Annotated in this window: 6 protein-coding genes, 1 tRNA gene, 2 rRNA genes and 1 pseudogene (1 of these 10 only partly in view); 5 read left to right on the forward strand and 5 right to left on the reverse strand. The window is 59.2% G+C overall.

The window, feature by feature from the left end:
- The first annotated feature begins 23 nt into the window (after window positions 1-23).
- Entirely contained in the window at window positions 24-782 is a 759-nt protein-coding gene (locus LDL32_RS09220; RefSeq protein WP_233066159.1) for a TetR/AcrR family transcriptional regulator, read from the forward strand.
- 420 nt (window positions 783-1,202) lie between these two features.
- Window positions 1,203-1,934 (forward strand): annotated as a pseudogene (locus LDL32_RS09225) (IS5 family transposase).
- Between the two features lie 210 nt (window positions 1,935-2,144).
- On the opposite strand, the gene LDL32_RS09230 reads toward LDL32_RS09225, so the two are convergent.
- Window positions 2,145-3,074 (reverse strand): LysR family transcriptional regulator, encoded by a 930-nt coding sequence (locus LDL32_RS09230; protein ID WP_233066161.1) that lies wholly within the window; start codon window positions 3,072-3,074, stop codon window positions 2,145-2,147.
- Between the two features lie 172 nt (window positions 3,075-3,246).
- Here LDL32_RS09230 and LDL32_RS09235 point away from each other — a divergent pair, with 172 nt between their 5' ends.
- On the forward strand, window positions 3,247-4,635 hold the full coding sequence (locus LDL32_RS09235) for a carbohydrate porin (RefSeq protein WP_233066163.1): 1,389 nt from the start codon (window positions 3,247-3,249) through the stop codon (window positions 4,633-4,635).
- Window positions 4,636-5,080: 445 nt separating this feature from the next.
- Here LDL32_RS09235 and LDL32_RS09240 read toward each other — a convergent pair whose 3' ends face one another.
- Window positions 5,081-7,267: an ATP-dependent RecD-like DNA helicase gene (locus LDL32_RS09240; RefSeq protein WP_233066165.1), complete on the reverse strand. Its 2,187-nt coding sequence runs from the start codon at window positions 7,265-7,267 to the stop codon at window positions 5,081-5,083.
- A gap of 241 nt (window positions 7,268-7,508) precedes the next feature.
- Here LDL32_RS09240 and LDL32_RS09245 point away from each other — a divergent pair, with 241 nt between their 5' ends.
- Complete coding sequence (locus LDL32_RS09245) at window positions 7,509-7,697, forward strand: hypothetical protein (protein WP_233066167.1); 189 nt, start codon at window positions 7,509-7,511, stop codon at window positions 7,695-7,697.
- A gap of 13 nt (window positions 7,698-7,710) precedes the next feature.
- Window positions 7,711-9,393 carry a recombinase family protein gene (locus LDL32_RS09250; protein WP_233068795.1) on the forward strand — a complete coding sequence of 561 codons (1,683 nt, stop codon included), beginning with the start codon at window positions 7,711-7,713 and terminating at the stop codon, window positions 9,391-9,393.
- Here LDL32_RS09250 and LDL32_RS09255 read toward each other — a convergent pair.
- The 3 genes from LDL32_RS09255 to LDL32_RS09265 all read right to left on the reverse strand — a co-directional run.
- Window positions 9,350-9,426, reverse strand: a tRNA-Met gene (locus tag LDL32_RS09255). The two genes, LDL32_RS09250 and LDL32_RS09255, sit on opposite strands and share 44 nt — an antisense overlap.
- Before the next feature lie 21 nt (window positions 9,427-9,447).
- A 5S ribosomal RNA gene (gene rrf, locus LDL32_RS09260) occupies window positions 9,448-9,563 on the reverse strand.
- Between the two features lie 110 nt (window positions 9,564-9,673).
- Window positions 9,674-11,901: ribosomal RNA gene (locus tag LDL32_RS09265) — 23S ribosomal RNA — on the reverse strand (it continues 513 nt past the right edge of the window).

Raw genomic sequence — 11,901 nt, forward strand, 5'->3', positions numbered from 1 at the left:
ACCGTATAAGTGCGTGCGGTGTATTGCGCGTCAAGGGGGTTCATCTCAAAATATCGCTCATGTCTCGACATGTTCCTTTTCCCCCTCCTTCCGTCTGGGACCGCCCGGAACCCATCGCTCGCGCGGCGCCGGCGCCGATTTCAAGAGAGGCGATCGTCCGCGCGGCCATATCCCTTGCCGACCGGGACGGCCTGGAAGGCGTCTCACTGCGCAAGGTGGCTGCCATGCTCAAAACGGGCGCGATGCGGCTTTATGGCTATGCGGGAACCAAGGACGAATTGCTGGAATTGATGGTTGATGCGGTCTACGCTGAAATGGTCGACAAACCCTTTGCGGGCGGCTGGCGACCGGCACTGGATGGCATGGCGCGGCGGCTCCGCGCCGCCGCGTGTGCTCACCCCTGGCTGGTCGATCTGCTGGGCGGGCGGCCCAATCACGGCCCGCATGTCATGAGCCAGCTGGAGTACGTGCTCTCAGCGCTCGGGGATTTTCCAATCGAGAGTGCAATGCAGGCATTGCGCACGGTGACCGCTTATACGATCGGTGCGCTCCGGGTTGAAATGGCAGAACGACGCGCCGAGGCGCGGACCGGTTTGGACAAGGCGGCGTGGCAGTTCGCCAATGCCAGAAGCGTCGAAAACCTGCTTTCCAGCGGACGTTTTCCAGCCCTTGTCACTTTGGTGCGCGACGCGCCTATCATGTCGGCGGAGGAAGTGTTCGACACCGGACTGAGGCAGGTCCTTGATGGCATTGCCCTACATCTGCCCCACAGCGACGAGTAAGGGACATTCGCGAATATGGTCGACGGTCGTGCCTTCCTCGATCGTGTCGCACCCATACGGTTCTAGATAGGTCGTGCCATGGGTAAGACCGATGTGGTGCAACGTGTCGAAGATCGAACTGTGTCGATGGCCATCTGGAGGAACCGCAGGAGCAGCCGTTTGCCGATACGGAGTTGGGCTCATGCTTCGTCCACGTACATATCGCACGCGATCGCGCGCACAATGACCATTCACATCGTCGCCGAAAATACCACCCATTCTCCGTCCCGGTCGGGTCCAAGGAACAACAGCATTATACATATTATGGCAAGATCTCTAGGGCCTGTTAGACCTTGAATGACGGGACGGATTGCATAGGTGTTTGTGATGAGCATGATGCATTCTGTCTTTCCTGATACCGCATGATCCGTCTGGGAGCCTTTGATCGAGGAAGTCCGTCCGAGGGGCAAGACCCGCCGAAGAACCTTCGACGAACGATATCCGCGATTTTCTGGCGCCATCAGGATGGCGCGAAATGGCGCGCCCTGCCATCTGCAGTTTGGCCCCTGGTGGATTGCCGCACAGCTGTTCATTCGCTGGTCGACGTTCGGTGTATGGCAGCGCCTCTTTGAAAAGGTCACAGACAGGGATCAGGCTCTCGGTATGGCCTTTCTCGATGGCACGACGATCCGTGCCCATCACAAGGCGGCCGGGGCAGCTAAAAAAGGGGCACAGAGAAGGCCGAAAGGATCGCGAAACTCCTGGCCGCTCACGTGGAGGATTTGGCACCAAGGTCTGCGTAGCCGCGGACGGCCATGGCAGGGCATTGTCCTTCACGCTTTCGCCCGGACAGGCGCACGAATTACCGTGTGCCTACGCCCTGCTTGATGATCTGCCATACCCACCGATCTATGTCGTCTGCGATCGTGGTTACGCCTCACATAAGTTCCGTGAGTATCTTTGGAGCCGGGATCTTGCCCTGTCATCCCACCAAGGGAGAATGATCCAGAAGTCGCCTGTCCAAAATGGGCTTACAGACACCGACATCTGGTCGAAAACCCGTGGGCAAGGCTCAAGGAATGGCGGGCCGTTGCCACACGCTATGAAAAGACGGCTGCGTCCTTCCTCTCCGTCACTCTCCTCGCTGCTACAACAGACTACGTCAAGGCCTAACAGGCCCTAGCCTAATAAGGCCAACGTTCAATATAGGAGCGAACAACAAATATCTATTGTCTGCTTTGCAGCATAGTGCCCTGCTGACCGGATGGCTGAGATGAAGGCGAAAGCCGCCGTGGCTCCCGATAAATGATTTGTCCGAGGTCAGAAAATCCATTGGCCATATGCGAGATCGACGGCGATTCACATCGTAAGCCGGTCCTCCCTTCATATACTCGTTTGTCCTTCTCCCAGCCGCTCACGTCCGACTTTACACGCAAAAACAGTCTGGATCGTTTCCAGAGCCAGTCGCAACGTAGGATCTGAGGGATGACTGGCACGATGAACGATCGAAAGTGTCTGCCGATCACCCCGCACGTTCAGGGGCAAGAAAACCAGACTTCCATCAGCTAACTCGGGTGCGACATCCGCATAGTTCATGAAGGCGACATACGGCGCGCGTTTTGCCAGGCTTTTCATGAGATGGACGGAGTCCGTCTCAATAGCCGCCGCCAAGTCGGTGGTGGGCGGAACCAGAAAGCTGGCAACCTGCCGTAACGTCATGGAACGTTCGGCGAGCACCATCGGGAAGGCTAGGCAGTCTTCCGGTAACACCGATGCCTGACGTGTCAGGGAGTGATTGGGGGCGACAACCGCCCCAAGGTGATAGTCGAATTCCGCGCTCCGGCGCAATTGAGGATGATCGGGCAGATTATAGCCGATGCCGATATCTGCCTCGCCGGACGCCACCATGCGGATGATGATTTCTCCATCCCCGGTGCGATGGATCAGCCGGACCAGCGGATACTGCGCACGAAATGTCACAAGGGCATCGGCCAGGAGGCCCGATACAAAACCGGTCATGGTCACCAGTGTCACTTCGCCCCGCGTCATGTCACGAAGGGAGGCGATACTGCCCTGAAGCGCGTCGAATCCGCGCAAGGTCTCCCTGACGTGGGCAATGACCAGGTTGCCCAGCGGTGTCGGTTTCAGCCCACGAGGCATCCGTTCGAATAACGGGCCGCCAAACTCTTGCTCCAGCGCAAGAATGTGCCGGTTGATCGCGGGGGCCGCGACGTTCAACCGGATTGCTGCCTGTCGGATGGAGCCGACGCGGGCGACCGTGTCCAGATAGGTCAGGAGACGATTGTGCAGCATGGTTCAACCTCGTGATAACACCGACCGTAACCGTATCGGCAACGGACGTATAAAAAAACAGTGCTATTATGGCAACGCTCTAGCGTCTACTTTTCCAACATCATTTCCTCCGGCGGCACTACGCATACTGCCGCTGCCAGAGAATATGTTATGTTGACGGAAGTATTTTCTAATGTACGCGCGTATCGTCCCGATAATACCGATAATCATAATGGTGTTTATAATTGCGCCAGACGCCAATGCCAGTCTGACGGCCGACCTGAAATCAGGAATACTGCCAAACATCGCAACAGATACGGGAAATGCGCTGATCAATTCCGGAATTTATCCCAAAGCCTTCTTTGACGACACCCTCTACGGCAATGCCGCAGGCGGTGTAAGACGGGAAGCCATCGTTTTTCATGAAGCCTATTTCGGTGCGGATCTGGATATGAACCGGATTGCGGGCCTGTCCGGCACGATCGTCCGTTTCGCGGTGGACTCCCGCTTTGGCGGCAATCCACAGGGTGTCAACGACATGGCCGGCTCTGGCGTGTCCTACTTCCATGGCAGCGGTCCGAATAACCAGACACGCCTGACGCAGTTGGAAATCGAAGAGCATCTGGCCGATGACCGGCTTCGCGTGAGCGTAGGCAGAATGCAGCTCTCGTCCTTTTTCGCGACGTCCCGCTATTACTGCCTGTTTCAACTCGGCATGTGCGCGAACCTCAATCCCATGACATGGTCGAGCAATTCCGACGCGCCCTTCTGGCCCGTATCCGTATGGGCTGGTGAGATGACGGTCATTCCACGTCGTAACACCTATCTGCGTTTCGGAGGGGAAGAGTCGAATTCCACACAGTACTATAATGGTGGCTTCCCATGGGGGGACGGCTGGTCGCTCCATGGCGCAAGCGGTGCGCATGTCATGATCGAGGCCGGATATGAAACGGCGGACAGCAGCCGCCTACCGGGACGCTACGATGTGGGGGCATATGAGGATACCAGCCCGGTCGGCAATTTCCGCTACGACGCCAATGGCGGGAGGATCGCCTTCACCCATGATGCCGGCCGCATGCAATCGGGTCAGAACGGCATCTATGCCCAGTTTGAACAGACCGTATGGCATCCGCGTAGAGGGCAGCAGCTTCTGACCTTGTTGGGTGGTCTGGTGTTCGATACATCCGGCCATTCGCTTCAGAAAAACTACTTCCTGCTGGGCTTTATATGGGAGGGCCTGTTTCCCGGTCACAGGCATGATTTTCTGGCGTTCAAAGCGACAGAGCATCATCTCAACAGGAACGCTACAGATTATCTGGATGATGAGATCATGGCTTCGGGCCGCTCCGGCCGTATGTCCACCCATGAGCAGACGCTTGAAGCGGATTACAGCATCCGCCTCGTCGCTGGGGTGCGGCTTACGCCTTTTGCCGCTTTCATTTTTCATCCAGACCAGCAGGTCTACACTATCACGCAGCCCAATCCGAAAATCACGCACAGCTTTTCCGGCGGTCTGCAACTTTCTTTTTCACTGGGAGAGGCTGCTGGCCTGACGCCCTTTGGCCTGTCGCGTCCATACTGATCTCAAAGGCACAATAGAATGGCATCCTATCTGACATGGCATGACCTATGCGGCTATATGGGGTCCGCAACCGTCGTCCTGTTATACTTCCTGAACATGCGGGGCCTGGTTGATCCTCGGAAACTGTTCTATCCGGCGACGAACCTGGCAGGATGTTTCCTGATCATGATTTCGTTGTCGTATGACTTCAATCCAGCCTCTTTCCTGATCGAAATTTTCTGGTCGCTCGTTAGTATCTACGGAATGATCGGTGCATTCGCATATCGGAAAACCTGAATGGATAGATCGGTCAGGGGGCGGATGATACGCTACAGTGCGGCGTGTCCCGCTTGGTCATTCTGGTAAAAATACGAACACCGACCGTCTCCTTTCGGGAATCTGATACCCGGTATCTTACGTCTATGTCGAAGGCGGAAGCCGACATGGAAACACTCTCGTCACCCCATCATGCGGTGCTGTCCACCAGCCATTCCCTGAGCTTCGACCACCGCCGTCTCCCACCCTGGTTGCGCACCGCGATGGCCAGCGCCTTCTTCTGCCCCACGAGCACGACGAGCTTCCGTCCCCGTGTGACGCCGGTATAGAGCAGGTTCCGCGCGAGCATGGCGTAATGCTGCGTCACCAGCGGGATCACCACCGCCGGGTATTCCGAGCCCTGGCTCTTGTGAATGGTCGTCGCGTAGGCCAGCACCAGTTCGTCCAGCTCGCCGAAGCCATACACGACCTCCCGTCCATCGAATGAGACCGTCAGTTCGCCTTCTTCCACATCGATCCTGTCGATAACGCCAAGATCCCCGTTGAAAACGTCCCGGTCATAATCGTTGGCGATCTGCATCACCTTGTCGCCCGGCCCGTAGGTCCAGCCGAACCGCTCGACCTTCACCTCGCCCGGCGGGTTCAGCGCCTGCTGCAATTCTATATTCAGCGACCGCGTCCCAAGCCCGCCCCGGTTCATCGGACACAGCACCTGCACGTCGCGGACCGGGTCCAGTCCGAACCGCGCCGGGATGCGGTCCTTCACAACCGCCAGCAACTTGCGCAGCCCGACCTCGGGTTCGGCCGCTTCGACGAAATAGAAATCCGATCCCTCTTCCGCGCTCAGTTCGGGCATCCTGCCCTCATTGATCCGGTGCGCATTGGTGATGATCCGGCTCTGCGCCGCCTGGCGGAACACCTCCGTCAACCGCACCACCGGCACGGCGTTGGAGCCGATGATATCGGCCAGCACCTGTCCCGGTCCGACGGATGGCAACTGGTCCACGTCCCCCACGATCAGCAAGGCCGCGCTGTCGGGCAAGGCGCGCAGCAGAGATCGCATCAGCAGCACGTCCACCATGCTGGCCTCGTCCACGACCAGGAGATCGCAGGTCAGCGGGTTGGTATCGTCCCGCTTGAAGCTGCCAGTCGCCGGATCCGTCTCCAGCAGGCGGTGGATGGTCTTCCCCTCCAGTCCCGTGCTTTCCGACAGACGCTTCGCTGCACGTCCGGTCGGGGCGCAGAGCTGCACGTCGGTGCCCTTGGCCGCCACGATTTTCAGGATGGCGTTGACCAGCGTGGTCTTGCCGACGCCGGGACCACCCGTGATCACCAGCACCTTGCTGCGCAGGGCAAGGCGCACCGCCTCCTGCTGGCTGGGCGCGAGCGCAAGCCCGGTCTTCGTTTCCACCCAGGTCATGGCCTTTTCAGCGTCGATCTCTGGCCAGGGCGGACGACCGAAGGCGCAGGCGCGCAATCGCTCGGCGATGCTCTGCTCCGCGCGATAGAGACCCGCCAGGAAGATGCAGCCCGTCTCGCCCTCGCTGTCGGCAATAACGTCTCCCGCTTCCAGTTCCAGCGCGAGAGCCGTCTCGATCAGAGGGACGGCGACCTCCAGCAGTTCGGCGGTGCTGGTCAGCAGTTCCCCGATCGGCAGACCACAATGCCCTTCGTCCATGGCCTCACCAAGCGCGTAGGAGATTCCGGCCCGCACCCGGATCATGGCGTCAGGCGCGATCCCCATCTTTCGGGCGATCTGGTCGGCGGTCTTGAAGCCGATGCCCCGAATGTCCTTCGCGAGCCGGTACGGGTTCTCACTGATCAGTTGGACCGCGTCCTGCCCGTAGGTCTTGAAGATACGCACCGCCCGCGAGGTGCCGACGCCGTTGCTGTGCAGGAACAGCATGATCTCGCGGATCACCTTCTGGTCCGCCCAGCCGTCGACAATCCGCTCGGCCCGCTTGGGGCCGATGCCCGTCACCTCCCGCAGACGTCTAGGTTCCTGCTCGATCAGGTCGAACACCGCCTCGCCGAACGCTTTCACCAGCTTTTTCGCGTAGACCGGGCCGATGCCTCGGATCATGCCGGAGCCCAGGTAGCGTTCGATGCCCTCGACCGTGGTCGGCGGGCTGGCCTTGAGAAACTCGGCCTTGAACTGCAGCCCATGGGTATGATCGTTGAACCAGCGCCCCGACATCTGCACGAACTCGCCCGCCGAGATCATGGCGGCGTGGCCGACGACGGTGACCAGGTCGCGCTGCCCCCGCACTTTCACGCGCAGGACGCAGAAACCGTTCTCGGCGTTGTGGAACGTCACCCGCTCCACAAGCCCGGCCAGCGCCTCCGTGGGCGAAGAGTCAGAAGCGCGTCCGTTCATCCGGCCAGCCGGAAGAACGGCATTCCCACATCATTCATGATCCGCCCTCCCCTCTCGTGCTGCCGTCATACGCCAGTATTTGTACGACGCGCCTCTATCCGGGACTACCCATAACTACGATTTCGTACGCTTGAGCACGCACAGACACGACTTTCCATATTGCGTATTTCCGTTGAAATAACAGTCATCTGTCCGGATCGTGTGTCTGTTTTTCTTGCCTTGCTGTCGGAAGAGAGCAACGATGACAGACAGACCCAGCCAGTCCATTGCCCCGGCGTATCGGCCGCCCGAGCCCGAGTTGCGGCTCGTCCTGCGACCCAACGCGCCCGACCCGCGCCTGGTGGCGCTTGTCCGCCTCATGGCGCGCCGTGCGGCACGGGACTGGTTCCGGTCGCAGCAACAGGAGCAGCGCCGCCGCTCCAGACCGTAAGGGATGATCCACCATGAAGGTCGCGCTCTACGCCCGCTATTCCTCCGACAACCAGCGCGACGCCTCGATCGCCGACCAGCTTCGGGTCTGCCGTACCCAGGCGGAGAAACAAGGCTGGACCATCGTCGAGGAATATACCGACCACGCCATCTCGGGTGCCTCCCTGATGCGGCCCGGCATCCAGGCGCTGATCGCGGACGCACAGCGCGGACGGTTCCAAATCGTTCTGGCCGAGGCGATGGATCGCCTCTCCCGTGACCAGGAAGATATCGCCGGCGTCTTCAAGCGCATGAACTACGCCGGCGTGCGGATCGTCACCCTTTCCGAGGGCGAAGTCTCCCACCTTCATGTCGGCCTCAAGGGCACGATGAACGCCCTGTTTCTGAAAGACCTGGCTGAGAAGACGCATCGCGGCCTGCGAGGCCGGGTCGAACAGGGCAAGTCCGGCGGCGGCAATGCCTACGGCTATGATGTCGTGCGCAGGCTCGACGCCAATGGCGAGCCCATTCGGGGCGACCGCACCATCAATCCAGCGGAAGCCGAGGTCGTCCGTCGTATCTTTCGCGACTTCGCAGCCGGGCTGGGACCGCGCGCCATCGCCTTCCGTCTCAACGACGAAAGCATCTCCGCACCGGGCAGCGGCGCCTGGGGCTTCTCGACCATCACTGGCAACCGGCTACGCGGCACCGGTATCCTCAACAATGAGATGTACGTTGGCAGACTGGTCTGGAACCGGCAGCGTTTCATCAAGGATCCCGACACCGGCAAGCGGCAGGCCCGCCCCAATCCGGAATCCGAATGGGTAATCCAGGAGGTGCCGGAACTGCGGATCGTCGACCAGGAACTGTGGGACGCGGTCAAGGCGCGACAGGCCAGCGTCAGCGCCAGCCGCGACACACGCGACACCTCATCGCCCGACCATTTCCGCGAGAAGCGCCGCCCCCGCTACCTGTTCTCCGGCCTGAGCAAATGCGGCTGCTGTGGTGGCGGCTATTCCATGATCTCCGGCACCTTGCTCGGCTGCTCGACAGCCCGCAACAAGGGCACCTGCGACAACCGGACCAATATGCGTCGCGAGGAACTGGAACGGCGTGTCCTCGACGCCCTGCGCCACCACCTCATGGACCCGGACCTGTTCGCCGAGTTCTGCACGGCCTTCACCACCGAGATGAACCGGCTGCGCATGGAAGCATCGGCCGACATCGGCGCAGCAGAGTCAGAACTGAAGCGGGTCGAGCGCGACATCCAGCGCCTGATGGATCTCTACCTTTCAGAAGCGATCTCGATCGAGACGGTCAAGGAGCGCGGATCGAAGCTCGAAGCCCGCAAGACCGAACTCAAAGAGTTCCTTGCCACCGCCGAGGCGCCCCCGCCCCTGCTCCATCCGCAGATGGCGGAGTTCTACCACCGGCAACTCGCGCGGCTGCACGACATGCTGCATTCCGAACTGGACGAAAAGCGCCAGGAGGCGGCCGAGGTAATCCGCTCGCTGATCGAGGCGATCATCCTCACGCCGTCCGACAAGGGCCTCCAGATTGACGTCCGGGGTGATCTGGCCGGCATTCTGACTATGGCGTCGGGCGGCGGACAAACGAAAACCCCAGCCCGTTTCCGGGCTGGGGTTCGTGATGCGTTCGCATCGCAAGTTCAGATGGTTGCGGGGGCAGGATTTGAACCTGCGGCCTTCAGGTTATGAGCCTGACGAGCTACCGGGCTGCTCCACCCCGCGTTTGTTTGGGGAGACTGGAAGACCTGGCGGCGACCGACTTTCCCGTGCCTTGAGGCACAGTATCATGGGCGCTGGGGCATTTCACGGCCGAGTTCGGGATGGGATCGGGTGGATCATTCCCCGCCATTGCCACCAGGTCATCCAGTCTCCCCGGTATGGGGAGGGGATGTGGATGGGTTGGTGTTTTTTGTCATGTGTTGAGAGTGGATGACTGCTGTGCATGTGTGTTGCCCTTTCAAGGGGGCTATGGAATGAGCCTATTGGGCGATTAGGACCAGTTAGCTGCACGCATTACTGCGCTTCCACACCTGGCCTATTGACGTGATGGTCTATCACGGCCCTTGGGGAGACCTTGTTTTGAGGTGGGTTTCCCGCTTAGATGCTTTCAGCGGTTATCCCGTCCACACTTAGCTACCCGGCTGTGCCGCTGGCGCGACAACCGGTGCACCAGAGGTATGTTCATCCCGGTCCTCTCGTACTAGGGACAAATCCTCTCAAGTCTCCAACACCCACGGCAGATAGGGACCGAACTGTCTCACGACGTTCTAAACCCAGCTCACGTACCACTTTAATCGGCGAACAGCCGAACCCTTGGGACCTGCTCCAGCCCCAGGATGTGATGAGCCGACATCGAGGTGCCAAACCTCCCCGTCGATGTGGACTCTTGGGGGAGATCAGCCTGTTATCCCTAGAGTACCTTTTATCCGTTGAGCGATGGCCCTTCCACGCGGGACCACCGGATCACTATGGCCGACTTTCGTCTCTGATCGAGCTGTCACTCTCACAGTCAGGCGGGCTTATGCCATTGCACTCGACAGCCGGTTTCCGACCGGCCTGAGCCCACCATCGCGCGCCTCCGTTACACTTTGGGAGGCGACCGCCCCAGTCAAACTGCCCACCATGCAGGGTCCCGGACCTGGCTAACAGGCCTCGGTTAGACATCAGAAACAGTCAGGGTGGTATTTCAAGGATGGCTCCACCGGAACTGGCGCCCCGGTTTCAAAGCCTCCCACCTATCCTACACAGAATGTCTCTGATGCCACTGCAAAGCTGCAGTAAAGGTTCATAGGGTCTTTCCGTCTGACCGCGGGTACCCCGCATCTTCACGGGGAATTCAATTTCGCTGAGCCGATGCTGGAGACAGCGGGGAAGTCGTTACGCCATTCGTGCAGGTCGGAACTTACCCGACAAGGAATTTCGCTACCTTAGGACCGTTATAGTTACGGCCGCCGTTTACCGGGGCTTCAATTCAGTGCTTGCACACCTCCTCTTAACCTTCCGGCACCGGGCAGGCGTCAGGCCGTATACGTCGTCTCTCGACTTCGCACAGCCCTGTGTTTTTACTAAACAGTCGCTACCCCCTGGTCTGTGCCACCCGCCGATGGTTGCCCACTGACGGGTCTTGCTTATCCCGAAGTTACGCAAGTAATTTGCCTAGTTCCTTCAGCATCGTTCTCTCAAGCGCCTTGGTATTCTCTACCAGTCCACCTGTGTCGGTTTCGGGTACGGTCTATATGCCAGAGCTATTTCCTGGAATACGCCAAAAGCCGGATCAATCCGATAAGACCCGACAACATATTGTATTCGTCACTTCTGGCAGGCCCGGGAATATTTGCCCGGTTTCCATCGACTACGGCTTTCGCCCTCGCCTTAGGGGCCGGCTCACCCTGCGCGGATTAACCTTGCGCAGGAACCCTTGGACTTTCGGCGACAGTGTTTCTCGCACTGTTTGTCGCTACTCATGTCAGCATTCGCACTTCCGATATCTCCAGAGAGGGTCACCCCGTCTCCTTCACAGACCTACGGAACGCTCCGCTACCGCGCATACATAGTATGCACCCACAGCTTCGGCACGTGGCTTGAGCCCCGTTACATTTTCGGCGCAGGGTTTCTATTAGACCAGTGAGCTATTACGCTTTCTTTAAAGGATGGCTGCTTCTAAGCCAACCTCCTGGTTGTTTTGGAATCCCCACATCCTTTCCCACTTAGCCACGATTTGGGGGCCTTAGCTGGTGGTCTGGGCTGTTTCCCTCTCGACAATGGACCTTAGCACCCACTGTCTGTCTGCCGAGCTCATACTTCCGGGTATTCGGAGTTTGGTTAGGTTTGGTAAGGCTTTGGGCCCCCCTAGCCCATCCAGTGCTCTACCCCCCGGGGTAATACTCGACGGTCTACCTCAATAGATTTCGCGGAGAACCAGCTATTTCCGAGTTTGATTGGCCTTTCACCCCTAGCCACAGCTCATCCCCGACTTTTTCAACAGGCGTGGGTTCGGCCCTCCAGTGCGTGTTACCGCACCTTCAGCCTGGCCATGGCTAGATCACTCGGTTTCGGGTCTTCTGCCAGCAACTCGTCGCCCTGTTCAGACTCGCTTTCGCTGCGCCTACACCTAACGGCTTAAGCTTGCTGCAAACAGAAACTCGCTGACCCATTATACAAAAGGTACGCCGTCACCCCATAAGAGGCTCCGACTGC

It is taken from the genome of Komagataeibacter sp. FNDCF1, from assembly GCF_021295335.1.
Taxonomy (GTDB): Bacteria; Pseudomonadota; Alphaproteobacteria; order Acetobacterales; family Acetobacteraceae; genus Komagataeibacter.